The sequence below is a fragment of the Streptomyces inhibens genome, from assembly GCF_003389455.1.
Lineage (GTDB): Bacteria > Actinomycetota > Actinomycetes > Streptomycetales > Streptomycetaceae > Streptomyces > Streptomyces inhibens.
Window position 1 is genome coordinate 1 of record NZ_QUAC01000106.1, and the last position, 17,389, is coordinate 17,389.

The 17,389-nt window shown below is 71.0% G+C and carries 14 protein-coding genes, 2 tRNA genes and 2 pseudogenes; 6 read left to right on the forward strand and 12 right to left on the reverse strand.

Features of this window, described 5'->3' with window-relative positions; translation table 11 throughout:
• Window positions 1-292: 292 nt before the first annotated feature.
• Genes DY245_RS13435 through DY245_RS13445 form a run of 3 tightly spaced genes read left to right on the forward strand, consistent with a single transcriptional unit; the run spans window position 293 to window position 3,156 of the window.
• Window positions 293-1,087 carry an ABC transporter ATP-binding protein gene (locus DY245_RS13435; RefSeq protein WP_128507024.1) on the forward strand — a complete coding sequence of 265 codons (795 nt, stop codon included), beginning with the start codon at window positions 293-295 and terminating at the stop codon, window positions 1,085-1,087.
• Complete coding sequence (locus tag DY245_RS13440) at window positions 1,084-1,980, forward strand: ABC transporter permease (RefSeq protein WP_128506998.1); 897 nt, start codon at window positions 1,084-1,086, stop codon at window positions 1,978-1,980. Before DY245_RS13435 ends, DY245_RS13440 begins: the two co-directional genes overlap by 4 nt.
• Before the next feature lie 48 nt (window positions 1,981-2,028).
• Window positions 2,029-3,156: an ABC transporter substrate-binding protein gene (locus tag DY245_RS13445; protein ID WP_128507000.1), complete on the forward strand. Its 1,128-nt coding sequence runs from the start codon at window positions 2,029-2,031 to the stop codon at window positions 3,154-3,156.
• A gap of 60 nt (window positions 3,157-3,216) precedes the next feature.
• On the opposite strand, the gene DY245_RS13450 is transcribed toward DY245_RS13445, so the two are convergent.
• From DY245_RS13450 to DY245_RS13465, 5 genes and pseudogenes are all read right to left on the reverse strand, one after another.
• Window positions 3,217-3,290, reverse strand: a tRNA-Met gene (locus DY245_RS13450).
• A gap of 115 nt (window positions 3,291-3,405) precedes the next feature.
• A pseudogene (locus tag DY245_RS46225) lies at window positions 3,406-4,469 on the reverse strand (sel1 repeat family protein); the annotation flags it as partial.
• A gap of 1 nt (window position 4,470) precedes the next feature.
• A pseudogene (locus DY245_RS46230) lies at window positions 4,471-5,312 on the reverse strand (tetratricopeptide repeat protein); the annotation flags it as partial.
• A gap of 208 nt (window positions 5,313-5,520) precedes the next feature.
• Window positions 5,521-5,594, reverse strand: a tRNA-Met gene (locus DY245_RS13460).
• A 111-nt stretch (window positions 5,595-5,705) separates the two neighbouring features.
• Window positions 5,706-8,516 carry a UPF0182 family membrane protein gene (locus tag DY245_RS13465; RefSeq protein WP_244943024.1) on the reverse strand — a complete coding sequence of 937 codons (2,811 nt, stop codon included), beginning with the start codon at window positions 8,514-8,516 and terminating at the stop codon, window positions 5,706-5,708.
• A 214-nt stretch (window positions 8,517-8,730) separates the two neighbouring features.
• Here DY245_RS13465 and DY245_RS13470 point away from each other — a divergent pair, with 214 nt between their 5' ends.
• Entirely contained in the window at window positions 8,731-9,285 is a 555-nt protein-coding gene (locus tag DY245_RS13470; RefSeq protein WP_128507005.1) for a PPA1309 family protein, read from the forward strand.
• Window positions 9,286-9,363: 78 nt separating this feature from the next.
• Here the strand turns inward: DY245_RS13470 and DY245_RS13475 are convergent, their stop codons facing one another.
• From DY245_RS13475 to DY245_RS13490, 4 genes are all read right to left on the reverse strand, one after another.
• The gene (locus tag DY245_RS13475; protein ID WP_128507008.1) at window positions 9,364-10,461 is read right to left on the reverse strand and encodes a YlbL family protein; all 1,098 of its coding nucleotides are present in this window, start codon (window positions 10,459-10,461) and stop codon (window positions 9,364-9,366) included.
• Between the two features lie 126 nt (window positions 10,462-10,587).
• Complete coding sequence (locus DY245_RS13480; protein WP_128507010.1) at window positions 10,588-10,770, reverse strand: hypothetical protein; 183 nt, start codon at window positions 10,768-10,770, stop codon at window positions 10,588-10,590.
• 225 nt (window positions 10,771-10,995) lie between these two features.
• Window positions 10,996-11,475 carry a molybdenum cofactor biosynthesis protein MoaE gene (locus DY245_RS13485; RefSeq protein ID WP_128507012.1) on the reverse strand — a complete coding sequence of 160 codons (480 nt, stop codon included), beginning with the start codon at window positions 11,473-11,475 and terminating at the stop codon, window positions 10,996-10,998.
• Between the two features lie 103 nt (window positions 11,476-11,578).
• Window positions 11,579-12,730, reverse strand: coding sequence for an SDR family oxidoreductase (locus DY245_RS13490; protein ID WP_128507014.1), 1,152 nt, complete (start codon window positions 12,728-12,730; stop codon window positions 11,579-11,581).
• Between the two features lie 192 nt (window positions 12,731-12,922).
• On the opposite strand from DY245_RS13490, the gene DY245_RS13495 reads away from it, so the two are divergent.
• Window positions 12,923-14,386, forward strand: a complete 1,464-nt coding sequence (locus DY245_RS13495) for a zinc-dependent metalloprotease (RefSeq protein WP_128507016.1) — start codon at window positions 12,923-12,925, stop codon at window positions 14,384-14,386.
• Window positions 14,383-14,913 (forward strand): NUDIX hydrolase, encoded by a 531-nt coding sequence (locus DY245_RS13500; RefSeq protein WP_128507018.1) that lies wholly within the window; start codon window positions 14,383-14,385, stop codon window positions 14,911-14,913. Before DY245_RS13495 ends, DY245_RS13500 begins: the two co-directional genes overlap by 4 nt.
• 77 nt (window positions 14,914-14,990) lie before the next feature.
• Here the strand turns inward: DY245_RS13500 and DY245_RS13505 are convergent, their stop codons facing one another.
• The 3 genes from DY245_RS13505 to DY245_RS13515 all read right to left on the reverse strand — a co-directional run.
• The gene (locus DY245_RS13505) at window positions 14,991-15,749 is read right to left on the reverse strand and encodes an AIM24 family protein (RefSeq protein ID WP_128507020.1); all 759 of its coding nucleotides are present in this window, start codon (window positions 15,747-15,749) and stop codon (window positions 14,991-14,993) included.
• Between the two features lie 20 nt (window positions 15,750-15,769).
• The gene (locus DY245_RS13510; protein ID WP_128507022.1) at window positions 15,770-16,453 is read right to left on the reverse strand and encodes an AIM24 family protein; all 684 of its coding nucleotides are present in this window, start codon (window positions 16,451-16,453) and stop codon (window positions 15,770-15,772) included.
• A gap of 15 nt (window positions 16,454-16,468) precedes the next feature.
• A partial coding sequence (locus tag DY245_RS13515) for an AIM24 family protein (protein ID WP_147318341.1) occupies window positions 16,469-17,389 on the reverse strand: 921 nt, incomplete at its 5' end.

Consider the following 17,389-nt stretch of genomic DNA (forward strand, 5'->3'; position numbering starts at 1 on the left):
CCAGGAACCCCGCACCCACGAAGCGCCCCGCACCCCCCGAGAACCCCACCCCCACACCAATCACCCACCCCCGCACACCCCTTGCCCGTATCTGACGCCCCGTCATATCGTCTTCCGCGCCGCGCTTTTCGGCCATGGGTTCCCACCGGGCCCGGGCCCGCACCCCGGCGGCACCCTGTCCGCACTCCGCAAGGAGCACCCCGTGGGAGAGCCGCACCCTTCCGCAGCGCCCAGCCCGCCCGACGACCCACCCGACGACGCATCCGCCGATCCGTCCACCCACCCACCGGCCCTGCGCGCCCGCGCCCTGGCCCGGTCGTTCGGTCGCGGCAGCAAGGCGCTGGCCGCGCTCGGCCCCGTCGACGTCGATATCGCGCCCGGCGAATTCGTCTGCATCGTCGGCCCGTCCGGCTGCGGCAAGTCGACCCTGCTGCGCATCGCCGCCGGCCTGCTGCGCCCCAGTGCGGGCGAGCTGGAACTGCGGGCGAGCGCCGACCGCCCGGCCGCGATGATCTTCCAGGACTACGGCATCTACGACTGGAAGACCGTGCTGGCCAACGTCCGCTTCGGCCTCGACGTCCAGCGCGTGCCCCGTAAGGAGGCCGACGAACGGGCCCGCTCCTGGCTCGCCCGGATGGGGCTGGCCGATTTCGCCGGCGCCTATCCGGCCGCCCTCTCCGGCGGGATGCGCCAGCGCGTCGCCATCGCCCGCGCGCTCGCCGTGGAGCCCGAGATCCTGCTGATGGACGAGCCGTTCGCGGCCCTGGACGCCCAGCTGCGCACCATCCTCCAGGACGAGCTGCTCGACCTCACCCAAACCACCCGCACCACCACCCTCTTCATCACCCACAGCCTCGAAGAGGCCCTGGTGCTCGGCGACCGGGTCCTGGTGATGTCCGCCCGGCCCGGCCGGATCATCGCCGAACGCCGCCCGCCCTTCGGCCGCCCGCGCACCGGCGAGGTCCGCGCCACCCCCGAATTCACCGCCCTGAAGGCCGAGTTGTGGCAGCTGCTGCGCGGCGAGGTCGCCGGCCGCGCCGACGCCGGCCCTCCGCACCCGACCACCAAGGGGGCCGTACCGGCATGACCACCACCCTTCACCGGCCCGGCCCCGGCCACGAGGACGGCCGGCCCGCCGCGGCCGACCGCCTCCTCGTCCGCCGCCCCGGCCCCCAGGAGCTCCGCCCCGAACGCACCCACCGCCGCCGGCGCACCCTGGAGATCTCGCTCGCCGTCGCCGTCCCGCTCCTGCTCGTCCTGCTGTGGCAGCTCGCCGCCGACCGGTCCTGGATCGACGACCGCATCTACCCCGCCCCGTCCACGATCCTGGCCGACGGCTGGGACCGCGCGCTGGCCGGCGACCTGTGGCCGGATGTGTGGGCCACCCTCCAGCGGGTGCTGGCCGGCTATGCCATCGGGACCGTCACCGGCTATCTCCTGGGCCTGCTGATGGGCTCCCTGCACCTCGTACGGGCCGCCCTCGAACCGCTCCTCGACGCCCTGTACGTCGTCCCCAAGCTGGCCCTGCTGCCGGTCTTCCTCAACATGTTCGGGCTCGGCGAGGGCCCGCAGGTCGCGCTCGTCGCCGCCACCGTGTTCTTCTTCGTCTGGATCTCGACCATGGCGGCCGTACTGTCGATCCCCTCGGGGCACCGCGACGCCGGCCAGGTCTTCGGCGCGAGCCCCTGGCAGATGTTCCGGCACGTCCTGCTGCCCGCCTCGCTGCCCGCCGTCCTGGTGGGCGCCCGGATCGCCGCGGGCGTGGCCGTCCTGGTGATCGTCGCCTCGGAGCAGATCGCCGCCACCGACGGCCTGGGCCATCTGATCTTCGACTCCCGTGCCCTGTTCCAGAACGACGTGATGTTCGTCGGCATCGTCTGTGTGGCCGTCCTCGGCGTGCTCTTCTCCGAGCTGGTGCGGCTGGCCGGGCGCTACCTCACCCCCTGGGCACCCCGCGACCGCGGCCGCGCCCAGAGCTGACCCACCGCCCCCTGCGTCCTCCAGGACGCCGCCTTGCACGGAGGTCCCATGCGCCCCCGCACCACCGCCGTCGCCATGATCGTCGCAGCGCTCGCCCTCAGTGCGGGCTGCGCCGCCGAACAGGACCGCGCCGCCTCCGCCGCGCCGCGCGCCATCAAGCCCGTAGCGGGCTGCGGCAAGGCCTCCTGGACCGACCCCGCCGACCTCGCCCCGGGCCGCACACCGGCCCGCTGCGACAAGGGCGCCCCGGCCCCCCGCCCCCTCACGAAGCACCGCACGCTCACCGTCGCCACCGGCACCCTCAACGCCGAGTACGTGGCCCCGCTGCGCCTGGCCATCGCCAAGGGCGAGTTCAAGAAGGAGGGCCTGGACGTCCAGCTGAAGGTCCTGCCCACCCCGGAGGCGCTGCCGCTGCTGGCCAAGGGCGATCTGGACGCCCTGTGGGCGGCCCCCGAGGCCGCCGTCGTCAACGGCGTCAACGGCGGCTTCGACATCCGCTGGGTGGCCGGCAACTTCTCCCCCGACCCAAGGTCCAAAAGCGGCCTGTGGGTGCGCCTGAAGAACGGGGAGAGCGCCACATCGGCGTCCCTCAGGGGATCGAGGATGGGCACCATGATCGGCAAGGGCTCCGTGATCATGTACCCGATGGACCGGACCTTCACCGCGCACCACGCCGATATGGACTCCGTCACCTTCCAGCAGCTCGGCTCCTCCGACGTGCTGACCGCCCTGACCGGCGGCGGGGTCGACTCCGCCTGGCTGCTCGACCCGGTCTGGCGGCGGGTCGACGGCGACAGGAGGTATGCGTTCCTCGGCGGCCAGCCCCAGGGCGAACCGCTCGGCGGGGCGCTGTACGGCCCGAATCTGCTCCAGCGGGACCCGGACGCCGGCGTCGCCTTCCTGCGCGCCTACATCCGCACCGTCAACACCTACTTCGCCGGCGACTACAAGGCCGACCCGGCGTTCGTCGCGGAGCTGGCGAAGCTGCTGAAGGTCGACGCGAAGATCCTGACCTCGGTGCCGTCGCTCCGGATGGACTGGGAGATCAGAAAGGGCACTGCGGCCCGGCTCCAGAGGGCCTACCGCGACGCCGGCGTCACCAAGGGGGACCCGCTGCCGGAGAACAGGCTCGTCGACCGTGCCCTGTACGCGGAGGCGGTCGGCCACCGGCCGTGAGGCCTGGGTACGGCACGACGAAGGCCCGGATTCCTGAGAATCCGGGCCTTCGTCTTTGAGTAGCGGGGACAGGATTTGAACCTGCGACCTCTGGGTTATGAGCCCAGCGAGCTACCGAGCTGCTCCACCCCGCGTCGTTGTGCCCTTACTCTAACCCTGGGCCGACGACCAGCGCAAATCCCTTCCCCACAGGGCCCAGGGCCGGGGCTTGCGGACCCCATCCCCGGGCCCCGGTGTGCCTGCCGCGCGCTAGGCGCTGAGCTCCTCCTGGAGCGCCGTACGCAGCCGTGCCGCGCGCTCCGCCACCTCCGGCGGGCCCATCTCGACGGCGCGCGCACACCAGGTCTGCGCCTCGGCGAGCGCACCGCGCCGGGCGGCGAGCAGCGCCAGCCGCAGAGCCGCCCGGCCGTGCCCGCCCTCGGCGGCCCGCTGCCACCACAGGGCCGCCTCGGGGAGGCTGCCCTCGCGGGCCAGCAGCAGCCCGAGGTTGAAGGCGCCGTTGCGGCTGCCGGCCTCGGCCGCCGCGCGGTACCACTCGGCGGCTTCCACGGCATCCCCGCGGGCCGCCGCGAACATGCCGACCCGGACCTGGGCGCGGCGGTGACCCTGCCGCGCGGCCCGCTCGTACCACTGCGTGCTCTCGTCGTCCGCCGTCCGCTCGCTGTCCGGCACACCTTCGCCCGCCGCCGCGGCCCTGCGGTCCAGGAGGTCCGCGAGCCGGAAGGCCGCCTCGGCGCTGCCGCCGCCGGCCGCACAGCGCAGATTGCGCTCCGCGTCCTGCAGCTCACCGTCCCGCAGCTGCACGATGGCGACCTGCAGCGCCGCCTCGGTGTGCCCGGCCGCGGCCGCCCGCTCGTACCAGGCGTGCGCCGTACGCTCCGCACCGCGCCCGGCGAAGAGAATCCCGAGGTTGAACGCGGCATCCACGCTGCCCGCCTCGGCCGCCTTGGAGAACCACGGCTCGGCCCCCGAGGCGTCGCCTCGCTGGAGCAGCAGGATGGCCAGCGCGTTGGCGGCCTCGCGGTGCCCGGCGTAGGCGGCCCGGCGGTACCACTGCTCACCGCGCCCGGGCCGGCCCTGCTCGGCGCACAACAGCCCGATGTTGTAGGCGCCGTTGACGTCCCCGGCGTCCAGCGCGGCGCGGTACCAGCGCTCGGCGGTCTGCAGTTCGCCGCGGTCGGCGTGGAGCGCGCCCAGCGCATTGGCAGCGTTGCCATCGCCGTCCTGGGCGGCGCGCCGCCACCACTCCGCGGCGCTCTCCTCGTCGCCGGCGTCCCGCAGGAGGTAGCCCAGCGCACAGGCGGCGCGCGCCTNGCGCTCTCCTCGTCGCCGGCGTCCCGCAGGAGGTAGCCCAGCGCACAGGCGGCGCGCGCCTCGCCGTCCTTGGCGGCGGACAGGTACCAGCGGCCCGCCTCCTGGATGTCACCGCGGTCCTCCAGGAGGGCGCCCAGTTGCAGCGCGGCCCGCCGGTGGCCACGCGCGGCGGCCTGGCGGTACCACTGTTCGGCCTCCGCCTGCTGGGTCAGCTCGCCGTACGCGGCCTTGCGGTCCGCGTCGCGGCCGTCCTCGATGAGCCGGGCGAGGCGGTACGCGGCCTCGCGGTGGCCGCGCTCGGCTGCGGTCCGGAACCAGCGCTCGGCGCCGATGTCGCCGCGGTGCTCCAGCAGGTCGGCGAGGGCGTAGGCGCCCAGGCAGTGGCCGGACTCGGCGGACTGGCGCAGCCAGTACTCGGCGGCCGGCTCGTCGCCGCGCTCGCGGTAGTGCCGGCCGAGGGCGTGCGCGGCGGCGGCGGAACCGGCGACGGCGGCGATGCGCCACCAGCCGCCCGCCTCGTCCGCGTAGCCACGCTGGTGGAGCAGGACGCCGAGGTTGTTGGCCGCGGCACGGTCACCGGCGGCGGCCGCGGAGCGCAGATGCGGCTCGGCACCGTCGAGGTCGCCGCGGCGCAGCAGCATCGCGCCGAGGGCGCTCATGGCGGCGGTGTCGCCCGCCTCGGCGGCACGGCGGTGGCCGCACTCGCTCACGGCATCGGACGCTTCGGCGGCCTCCGCGGCCTCCATCGCGTCCATCTGCAGCTCGGGTTCGCGCCCGTCGTCGGGCGCATGTACAAAACGGTCCGTCTCCAACAACCTTGCCTTGTCCCCCATAAGCCCCATCGTCGCATCACCTGTAACCCGCGTACACCTGGTATACCGCAGCCAGTGAGGTCACTTCAGCGGTTTGTCGACTTCCCGACACGACGACTTGTCAAACTCAAGCACACAGGTTCCCTACATTCCCCCGCACGACCCGGCTTCGGCCAGGATCGACCCGAACGCATGACGAAGGCCCGGATCCTTGAGGATCCAGGCCTTCGGCTTTCCGTAGCGGGGACAGGATTTGAACCTGCGACCTCTGGGTTATGAGCCCAGCGAGCTACCGAGCTGCTCCACCCCGCGTCGTTGTGTCCTCAACCTATCACGGCACCGGGCCGGCCCCGCACCGACGCAGCCCTGCGGCCGCCGGTTCGCACCGACGGCCGCAGGGATCCGGACATCCGCCGGAGCGGCTCAGCCGCCCGGCTTACCGCCCTTCTCGGACGCCTTGGCGGCCCGGTCCAGCGCCGCCTTGAGCTTCTTCTGGGCCTCGCCGTAGGCGCCCCAGTCACCCGAAACGCGCGCCTTCTCGCCGTCCTCGTACGCCTTCTGGGCGTCGGACAGCGCCTGCTGCACCGTCTGGTTGGACGGCGGCTGCTGACCGGTGTCACCGCCGCCCGGCGGCTTCTCCGTGCCCGTACTGGGCGCCTTCTTGCCGAAGACCACATCCAGCGCGTCCTTGAGGGAGTCCTCCAGGACGGGCTTGTTGTCGCCGTAGCTGACCAACACCTTCTTCAGCAAGGGGTAGTTGGTGTTGGCACCGCGCAGATACACCGGTTCGACGTAGAGCAGTCCGCCGTCCAGTGGCACGGTCAGCAGATTGCCGTACTCGATCTCCGAGTCGCCGAGCTTCTTGAGGATGTTGAGCTCATTGGCGATGTTCGGATCGGAGTTGAACTTCGACTGCACCAGCTGTGGGCCGGGCACCGGTGTCTGCGACGGCAGTTTCAGCAGTCTGATCTTGCCGTAGTCGCTGCTGGTCGCATTGGCGTCGACCGCCATGAACGCGCCGAGGTTGTCGCGCTTGTTGGGCGTGAAGGTGGTCGTCAGCGAGAAGGACTGGTCCTTCTGGTCCGGCATCTTCATGCTCAGGTAGTACGGCGGTACGGCGTTGCCCGACTTGGTCGTCGGGTCGTTCGGGATCTGCCAGCGCTCGGAGCCGGTGTAGAAGGTCCCCGGGTCCGTGACGTGGTACGTGGTCAGCAGCTGGCGCTGCACCTTGAAGAGGTCCTGCGGGTAGCGCAGGTGCTCCCGCAGCGACGGGCTTATGGCGCTCTTCTTCTCGACCGTGCCCGGGAACGACTTCATCCAGGTCTTGAGGACCGGGTCCTTCTCGTCCCACTGGTAGAGCTTGACCGAGCCGTCGTAGGCGTCCACCGTCGCCTTGACGGAGTTACGGATGTAGTTGACCTGGTTCTGCTGGGCCACCACCGCCCGCTGCCCGTCGGTGAGCGAATCGGCCGTGGTGTCCCCGAGCGTGGTGCGCGAGGCGTACGGATAGCCGTTGCTGGTGGTGTAGGCGTCCACGATCCACTTGATCCGGCCGTCGATGACCGCCGGGTAGGCGTCGCCGTCGATGGTCAGCCACGGGGCGACGGCTTCGACCCGCTCCTTGGGCGTGCGGTTGTACAGGATCCGCGAGCCCTTGCCGATCGCTCCGGAGTAGAGGATCTGCGGCTCCCCGAACGCGACCGCGTACGCGGCACGGTTGACGGGGTTGGAGAGGTTGACTCCGCTGTTGCCCTTGTAGCTGTAGCTCTTCTCGCCGCTGTCGTCGGAGTAGTCCAGCTCCTTCTGCGGACCGCCGACGATGGAGTACTGCGAGGTCTTCTCGCCGTAGTACACCCGCTGCTGGTACCCGGGGAACTGCCCCTTGGCGGGCAGGTCCGACTCGGTGTACTTCGGACCGCCACCGTCGGAGGCCTCGGTGCCCTTCGCGGCGACCGCGCCGTAGCCGTGGGTGTACTTGAAGTGGTCGTTGATCCAGTTGCGCTCGGGGATACCGGCGATGTTCAGCTCGCGCAGACCGATGACGGTGTCCTGCTCGGCACCGTCCTTGTCCTTGTACCGGTCGACGTCGAGGGTGGAGGGGAACTGGTAGTACCCGCGCACCTGCTGCTGTTGCTGGAAGGCCGGCGAGACCACGTTCGGGTCGAGCAGCCGCACGCTGGCCGTGGTGTCGGCGTCGTCGCGCAGCCGCTGGCTGTCGTCCTTGTCGGTGGGCTTGTAATTGCCCTTGTACGGCGTGACCTCGGAGTCCTGGATGTCGTACGCGTCCCGGGTCGCCTTGATGTTCTGCTTGATGTACGGCGCTTCCTTGGCCTGCTCGTTCGGCTGGACCTGGAACTTCTGCACGATCGCCGGATACAGCCCGCCGATGAGGATCGCGGAGAGCACCATCAGGCCGAAGCCGATCACCGGCAGCTGCCAGGTGCGCCGCCAGAGGGTGGCGAAGAACAGCACCGCGCAGATCGCCGCGATGAAGAACAGGATGGTCTTCGCCGGCAGATAGGCGTTGGCGTCGACATAGCGCAGGCCCGTCCAGTTGTCGGCCGACTTCAGGCCGCTGGACTTGACCGCGAGTCCGTACCGGTCGAGCCAGTACGCGATCGCCTTGAGCGAGACGAAGATGCCCAGCAGCACCGACAGATGGCCGGTCGCCGCGGCGGTCGCCCGCGAGCCGGGGCTGGTCAGCCGCAGACCGCCGTAGAGGTAGTGCGTCAGCGCCGCGGCGACCAGACACAGCACCGCTGCGGCGAAGCCGAAGCTCAGCAGAAAGCGGTACCAGGGCAGATCGAACGCGTAGAAGGCGACGTCCTTGCCGAACTGCGGGTCCGTCTTGCCGAACTGCACGCCGTTGACCCACTGGAGCCACGTCTGCCACTCACCGGACGCGGAGGCACCGGCGATCAGGCCGATCACCGCGGTGATCGCGATCAGCGCCCACTTCTTGAACGGGGCGATGCCCATCCGGTAGCGGTCCAGGCTCTGCTGCTCCATGGACATCGCGCTCAGCGGCGGCCGCAGCCGGTGCGCCAGCCAGATGTTGACGCCGACGGCCACGGCCATCAGGACGCCGAAGGAGAAGAACAGACCGATCTTGGTCCACAGGGTGGTGGTGAAGACCGAGGAGTACTTGACCGAGCGATACCAGAGCCAATCGGTCCAAAACCCTGCAAACATCACAAAGAGCATGGCCAATACGGCCAGCACACCCAATGTCATGAGCAGGGTCCGGATCCGCCGCGATGGTCGGCCGACTCTGATCCGTGGCCCTGTCGGGCCTCCGCCGCGGTCCGGCATCTGGAAAGCCAAGGTGCGCACCTCGAAGTTCGCTGTCGTGTGGAGCAGGCCCGGCGATAGTAGGACCCAGTGATGCAACTTACGAAGGCTTTACTCGGTTCCCGATTTCCGGGGTGGACAAGGCACGATGTTGAGCATGACCAACCTCCCCGTTGACGGCACCCCCCTGGCCGCCGACCCGCTGACCCGCGCGGTACTCGAAATCGACGAGTACAGCGCCGGGCTCGGCTGGGATCAGCCCGCCCGACTGTTCGCCCTCGTCGACACCGCCAAGCTGCGCGCGCAGGAGCCCTCGCTCGCCGCCCAGCTCGGTATCGACGACTCCACCACCGCTTCCCTGACCCCCGTCGAACAGGACGAGATCCCGGCGGATGTGCCGCTGGACGAGTTCCTCGCCACCATTGCCTGGCCGGACGCCGTCACCGGCTGCGCGCTGACCGTGGAGCGGCTGATGCTGCCGCCGTCCGCCGAGGACTCCGAGCCCGCGGGCATGGACGAGGCGCAGCTCGCCAAGTGGGTCGCCAAGCACCCGGACCGCCAGGAGGTCCGGATGACGGTGGCCGTGCTGCGGGACGGCTCCCGCGAATCGGCGCTGCGGCTGCGCGAGAAGGACTCCACGTCGGAGGTCCTCACCGGCTCGGCGCTGGTGCCGGGCCTCGCGGACGCGCTCGCCGCGACCTTCGAGGGCTGACGCCGGGGGCCGGGCGCCGGCGTCCGGCCCCATGGATCCGGCCTGGGGCCCATCCGCCCCTGATCCGCCGGACCGCTTCTACGACCGGCCTGCCGGGCTGCAGCTCGGCAGGCCGGCGGTGTCTCCCTTACGGATCTTCTCCAGCGCCTTGACCGCGTCGCCTATGGTTCCGACCTTGACCAGGGTGAGCCCCTGCGGGGTGTCCTTGGCGGCGGTGGCGCAGTTGTCCTTGGGCGTCAGGAAGAACTCCGCGCCCTTGTCGCGGGCACCGACCGTCTTCATCGAAATGCCGCCGATCGGGCCGACGTTGCCCTTGTCGTCGATCGTGCCCGTGCCTGCCACGAACTTGCCGCCCGTCATGTTCCCGGGCGTGAGCTTGTCGACGATGCCCAGCGAGAACATCAGGCCGGCGCTCGGGCCGCCGACATCGGCCAGCTTGACGTCGATGGGGAACGGGAAGATGTGGTCCACCTCGGCCTGGATGCCCACGATGGCGCGGCCGTCGTCCGCCTTCTGCGTGGTGATCGAGACCTGCTTGGCGCCGGCCGTGGGCCGCTTGCCCTGCTTCTCCGCGGCGGCCGCGTCCTTGGCGGGGATGATCGTGAAGACCACCGGCTGACCCGGCTTGTGGCGGGTGACGAGCTTGGCGACGTCACCGGTCCGCTTGACCTCCGTGCCGTCCACCGCCTTGATCACATCACCGGCGTGCAGCCGTCCGTCGGCCGGCTTGTCCTTGACGACGGAACCGACGACGGTCTGGGTGGCGACCGGGATGTGCAGCTGCTGGAGCGCGGCGACCTTGGCGCTCTCCTGGGACTGGCTGAACTCCTCGGCGTTCTCCTGGTCGGCCTGCTCGGCCGTCTGCCCCTCGGGGTAGAGCGTCTTGTGCGGCACCACGGCGTTGTCGTGGTCGAGCCAGCCGTAGACCGCCTCGAAGAGGTTCATGGCGTAGTCGGGGCCCGTGACGCGGACGGTGGTCATGTTGAGGTGACCGGTCGTCGGGTAGGTCTTGTGCCCGGAGATCTGCAGCACCGGCTCGCCGTCGTGCTCACCGAGAGTGTTGACCGTCGGCCCCGGAGACATCTCGGAGTACGGCACGGGGATCAGTACCCCCGCGCAGAGCAGCGCGATCAGCATCAGGGTCGAGGCGAGCAGCGTCGCGGTGCGGCGTGGCATGGAACGACAGTACGGGACGGGTATGACAACCGGCCCGCGGGGCCGTCCGTCCGGGTCCGCACGCCCATCCGTGCGTGGTCGCCGCCTCAGGGGGCGGCGGTTGCGGATGCCTACGGACGGCGAACGTCAGGCCGGGTCCGAGGCGGGGTCGGAAACAGAATGCTCTTTTTCCATCGCCTCACGGAACCGGGCGTAGCCCGCGAGCTCCGCGACGTCCCCCGTCTTGCGGTGTCGCAGGGCCCAACTGCTCCACACCGCGGCAATCAGCCCGGCGCCAACCGGAATCAGCAACCAGAGGAGCGCACCCACAGCGACCTCCCAACCCCTTGTACGACCGCAATCGACCAATAAGCAGATTAACCATCTGACAGGTCAACGCTTACGCCAGGGGGCGGGTTACGCAACCGGAACTCCCCGCACCGCTTCGGCTCCTTGTTCGGAAACCGCCACCGCCGGGTGAAGAAACCCGCGCCCCACGCTAAGAGGCTCCTACCCGCCCTCCCGTCACCCGACCACCACCCCCAGAAGACAGCGCTACGCGCCGACCCACTCTTCTGTTCCGTCAGAGAACGTCTGATGCTTCCAGATGGGCACCTCGTGCTTGAGGTCGTCGATCAGTTTGCGGCAGGCTTCGAACGCCTCGCCCCGGTGCGGGCAGGACACCGCGACGACCACGGCCAGATCTCCGATGCGCAGATCGCCGACCCGGTGGACGGCGGCCAGCGCCCGCACGGGGAAGTCGGCGACGACCTTGTCGGCGATCCGGCGCATCTCCGCCTCGGCGGACGGGTGCGCGGAGTAGCCCAGACCGTCGACGTCGGCGCCGTTGTCGTGCGAGCGGACCGTGCCGACGAACAGGGCCGTGCCGCCGGCCGCCGCGTCGCCCACGGCCGCGAACACCTCGTCCACGGACAGCGCGGTATCGCGGATCTCCAGGAGCCGGATCGGGTCCGCCGCGGCCTGCTCACCGGGGTGGTCGCGGCCGGGGGTCGGTGGGGTGGGCGTGCCAGACATACCCCCATCGTGCCGTACGGGAGGGGCGCCGGGGAATGGCCGTTTCCGCCGGGCGTCCCTGCCGCCGTATGGAGACTCCTCCAGACGGGCCGGCCCGCGCCGCTCAGATGCGGCGGCGGGCCTTCCGGGCGCGCCGCACCAGCGCGGCGGTACCCAGGAGGGCGACGGTCGCACCGGCGGCCCCCGCGGCGGTGGCGTCCTTGCGGCCCAGCCTGCGGCCGGCGACGGTGTGCCGTCCGGCGACCTCCTCCAGGAGCTCGGCGAGCACCTCCTCGTTGGTCCATTGCGGCCGCCAGCCCGCCTCGTGCAGCCGGCTGCCGCTGACCACCCAGGGGTGCATGGTGTACGCGAGGTCCCCGGCGGGCGACGGCGTCAGGCCGATGCGGTGCAGCCGGGCGGCGGCGCCCAGGGCCACCGAGGACGGCAGCTCCATGCGCCGGATGCCGGACAGCTCCTCGACCTCCTCCTGCTCCAGCCAGCCGTCGCAGCCCACCGCCAGCTCACCGTCGACCTTCTCCAGGGCGGCGTACTCCAGGGCGCTGACCAGGTCCTCGACGTGGCAGAACTGCCAGGCGGGGCGGGATCCGGCGACGACCAGGAGGCGGGGCGACTCGAAGTAGCGGGTCAGTGCGGTGTCGGTGCCGCCCACCAGGACGGCGGGGCGCAGCACGGTGACGTTCAGACCGGGGTGCGCACGGGGCGCGCGGTGCGCCAGGTGCTCGATCTCCAGGAGGTCGCCGACACCGGTGGCGTCGGCGGTGGCCCGCAGCTCGGCGTCCTCGGCCAGCGGAACATCGTTGTCGGGCAGCGCCCCGTAGACCATGGCGGAGGTGCACAGCACCACCCGGTGGACGCCGGCGGCCGCGGCGGCGGTGAGCACGGTCTGGGTGCCGCGCACGTTGTAGGCGGTACGGGCCGCGGCGTCGGTCTCCAGGTCGAGGTCGAGCGCGAGGTGGACGACGACGTCCGCGCCGCGCAGTTTGTCGGCGATGGCCGGGTCGCGTACGTCCAGGACGTGCCAGTGTGCCTCGGCGACGTCGCCGCGCCGCTCGTCGATGGCCACCACCTCCTTGACCTCGTCGGATGCGACCAGGGCACGGGTGAGCAGCGCACCGACCCCGGACGCGGCTCCGGTGACGGCGACGACGGGCCGGCGCAGCGGCCGGTCCGTGGCACCGCCTGTGATGTTGCCTGCCTTCTCAAGCGGGGCCGCAGCGTTTCGCGCTGCGCGAACGGTCGGATCTGGGGAACTCACCGGGCGTCTCCAGCGGTTGTCTTCAGTACGGGCGCGTGCTGACGCGTTCGCACCAGGTGACGTCCATCCTGCCGCAGCGACGGGGACAGCGAAGCACCGAGCCCCGAAGCGGCCCGGGTGTCTACGCTGGAGGTGATGTCGGGCAGCCGCCGTCGGCCACCGGGCCGGCGGCCCTACGAGCCGAGGAAACCCGTGAGTGACACCCCATTTGGATTCGGCCTTCCGCCGGAGGAGCCGGAGGACGGCGACAACGGCAAGAAGAAGGGCGGCCAGGGAGGTAGCCAGGGCCCCGCGGACCCGTTCGGGTTCGGCGGCGGGAGCGGCGGCGCGGACAATCCGTTCGCGGCGCTCTTCGGCGGCATGGGCGGCCCTGGCGGCGAAATGAACCCTGGTGACCTGGGAGCCGCCTTCCAGAAGCTCGGCCAGATGCTCTCGTACGAGGGCGGCCCGGTGAACTGGGAGATGGCCAAGGACATCGCGCGGCAGACCGTCGCGCAGGGCGCCGAGGACGGCAGCAAGGACGCGAGCCTGTCGCCGGGTGAGCGCAGTGCGGTCGAGGAGGCCGTGCGGCTGGCGGACCTGTGGCTGGACGGTGTGACGTCGCTGCCGTCGGGCTCCGGCTCGGTGGTGGCCTGGAGCCGCGCCGAGTGGGTCGAGGAGACCCTCCCGGTGTGGAAGGACCTGGTCAATCCGCTCGCCGAGCGTGTCGGGGCGGCGATGGGCGATGTGCTGCCCGGGGAGATGCAGGCCATGGCGGGCCCGCTGCTGGGGATGATGCGCTCCATGGGCGGCGCGATGTTCGGCACCCAGATCGGGCAGGCGCTGGGCGTGCTGGCCAGTGAGGTCGTCGGTTCGACGGACATCGGACTGCCGCTGGGGCCGGCCGGCAAGGCCGCGCTGCTGCCCGGGAACATCGCGACGTTCGGCGCGGGCCTGGGCGTGCCGGAGGACGAGGTGCGGCTGTATCTGGCCCTGCGCGAGGCCGCCCACCAGCGGCTCTTCGCCCATGTGCCATGGCTGCGCTCGCATCTGTTCGGTGCCGTGGAGGGCTATGCCCGCGGTATCAAGGTCGACACGACCAAGCTGGAGGATGTGGTCGGCCAGATCGATCCGCAGCATCCCGAGGAGCTGCAGAACGCCCTCCAGCAGGGCATGTTCCAGCCCGAGGACACCCCTGAGCAGAAGGCCGCGCTGGCCCGTCTGGAGACCGCGCTCGCGCTCGTCGAGGGCTGGGTGGACGCGGTGGTGCACGCCGCGGCCAAGCCGCATCTGCCGTCGTCGGACAAGCTCCGTGAGACGCTGCGGCGGCGCCGGGCGAGCGGCGGCCCCGCCGAGCAGACGTTCTCGACGCTGATCGGTCTGCAGCTGCGTCCGCGGCGGCTGCGGGACGCCTCGCGGCTGTGGGCGTCGCTGACGGACGCCCGGGGCCTGGAGGGCCGCGACGGTCTGTGGGAGCACCCGGACATGCTGCCGACGGCGGCGGATCTGGACGACCCGGACGGCTTTGTGCACCACGAGCAGATGGACTTCTCCGAGCTCGACAAGATGCTCGGCGAGGCCGCCAGCGGCGGCAAGCCGGATCTGGGCAAGCCCGCCCGGGAGGACGAGGGCCCGGACGAGGCGCCCGGCGACGGCAAGGGTGAGAGCGACAAGTGAGTCTGCACGCGGATGCGGCGCGGGTGCTCGACGAGTGGCCCGCGCCGTCGCCCGATCAGGAGCAGCTGCGGCTGACGTATCTGGATCATCTCGCCGCCCATCAGGACGGCATGTGGAAGCCCTGCAAGGACGGGCATCTCACGGCGAGCGCGCTGGTGATCGATCCGGCCGGCGGCCGGGTGCTGCTCACGCTGCACCGCAAGCTGGAGATGTGGCTGCAGATGGGCGGCCACTGCGAGCCGGAGGACGCCTCACTGGCGGACGCGGCGCTGCGCGAGGCGCGTGAGGAGTCGGGGATCACGCAGGGGCTGACACTGCTGCCCGGCGGGCCGGTGCGGCTGGATCGTCATCACACGCCCTGTGCGGTGCATTTGGACGTCCAGTATGCGGCGCTGGCGCCCGAGGGCGCGGTGGCGGAGATCAGCGACGAGTCGCTGGACCTGCGGTGGTTCGCGTACGACGAGGTGCCGGGCGTCGCCGATGTGTCGGTGGCGCGCCTGGTGGACCGCGCCCGCGCGCTGCTCTAGCCGGCCACCGCCCCTGTCTTGCGCTTCCGGCGCCCGCCCCTTCCCGGGACGGGCGCCGGATGTGCGTCGGCGGTGCGTCAGTTGGTGAAGATGTTGCCCTGGTTCTGTCCCCGGACGCCCTGCTGGCCCATACCGAACTGGGCGGCCATTCCGGAGCCGATGACGGCGTTCTGCGGCGGCAGCAGCTCGCTGGGCTGGACGAGTGCGTAGCCCTGGCCGAGGAAGCTGAGCTCCCAGCCCTCGCCCGTGCTGCCGCGCCGCCGCCACACCCCGGAGGAGTGCGTCTGTGCCTGCATCTGCACCCGCAGCGACGCGGACCAGGCGACCACCGCGTCGGCGTCGGCGTTGACGTACTTGTCGGGCGTGACCTGCATCATCAGCGGCTGGCCGGAGGTCATCAGGACGACCTTGCCCCGCCCGGAGATGTTGAGCTGGTACTTGCCGGTGCCGGAGATGCCGTACTGGCTGTCGACGGAGACGACCTCCCAGTGGAGGCCGGAGTCCAGTGCCAGGACATAGCTGCTGTCGACGGTCAGGCCGTCGTGGTCGACGTCGACGACGTGCACGTACTGGGCGAGGTTGGCCAGATAGACCGTGCCCTGCCCGGAGACGCGCATCAGATCGAGGCCCTCACCGGAGTGCGCGCGGGCGCGGTGCTGGCCCGGCGTCTGGTAGTTGCCGTCGAATTCGAGCAGTCCCTGATAGGCGACCATCGAGCCCTTGCGGGCGAGGAGGTCCTCGTGGCCCTGGAGGGCGACGCGCAGCAGCTGACTGTTCTGCAGGGCGTAGCGGTCCTGGGTCTGTGCCTCGGTGAAGGCGAAAAGCGGACTCTGCATGGCGTGTTCGGTCCTCCCCCTCAGCCCCGGGCCCGGAGCCGGTCGGTGCTGTCCTCGCTGGGCTGGACGACGACGAACCCTTGGCCGGAGAAGCCCAGTTGGTACGCCTCGCCGCTGCCACGTCCGATCATCGAGGACGCCTTGAAGCTGCGCTTGCCCTTCATCTTCAGGTGGGTCGACCAGGCGACCAGGGCGTCCGGGTCCACGTAGGTCTCGTCCTCGCCGCGGCCGCAGTCGACGACGATGGGCGTGCCGCGGGAGGTCAGGGCGACCCAGCCGGTGCCGGAGATACCGACGTTGAAGAGTCCCTGTCCGGCGAACTTGGCCATGCCCTTGACGCGCTGCACGCCCCACTGGAGGTGGGCGTCGAAGGCGAGGAGGTTGGTGCCGTTGACGGAGAGCGAGTCGCCGTTGAGGTTGATGCAGACCACGTCGGCGCCGTAGTCGGCGAGGTAGAGCAGGCCGTCGCCGGTGCACTTCATCAGCGGCGCGCCCTCGCCGGTGAGCCACTGGGAGGCCATCTGGCGGACGGCGGGCGGGTTGGGCTCGTACTGGACGAAGCCTTCGTAGGCGACCATGGAGCCGGTGCGGGCGAAGACGTCCTGGCCGCTCTGCATGGCGATCTTCACCATGGCGCTGCCGTGGTTCTCCATACGGGCGGCGGGCGGGGTCGGGACGTAGCCCGAAAGTTGCTGCTGGTTCATGAGTTACGGGCTCCCTCAGACCTCGTAGGGCTGGACGACGATGAAGTTGCCGGGCGCACCGCGGAACTGGAGGTTCACGGTCTCGCCGGAGTGGCCCGGATAGGCGTGCCGGCGCAGGCTCACCTGGCTGGAGATGATCACCTGTGAGGCTGCGGACCAGGCCACGATGGCGTTGGCGTCGGCGAAGGTGGTCGGGGTGACCGGCAGCACGACCGGGGTGCCCTGGGTCTTGACGACGATGGTGCCGCTCCCCTGGAACTGCATGGTGAACAGGGCGCCACCGGGGATGCCGTGGCCCTCGATCCGGCGGACCTCGTGCTGGAGCGATTCGTCGAAGGCGAGGACGGCTTCGGCCGACACACAGATGGCGTCGCCCTGCAGCTCGATGGGGTGGACATGGGCGCTGTTCTCCGCGAAGAAGACCTGGCCCTGGCCGGTGCAGCGCATCAGCTGCATTTCCTGGCCGGTGGCGTTGCCGACGATCCGGCCGCGGAAGCCGGCGCCCTTGTAGCTGAAGTCGACCTTGCCCTGGTAGAGCACCATGCTGCCCTGGCGGGCGAGCACCGGCTGGCCGTCGACGCCGAGGTCGACGCGGATCAGCTTGCTGTTCTGCGGGGTCCAGCGCTGGCCGGTGGGGGCTTCCTTGTACTTCTCCAGTACGACGCCGAGACCGGGGCCGCCGCCCTGGGATGGGGGTCCGCCCTGGACCGGAGCTTGTCGAAGGCCCTCGGGGGAGGCCGGCGCCTGGCCGCCCGGATACGGGGCGCCCGGGGGCTGCTGGCCGTACGGGGCGGGCTGGCCCGGGAACTGGCCGGGCTGGCCCTGGGGTGCGCCGTATCCGCCGGGCGGCGGGACGGGCTGGCCGTACGGGGGCGCCTGCGGGGCCTGCTGGCCGGGGAAGCCGCCGGGCGCCGGCTGCGGCTGGCCGTACGGGTC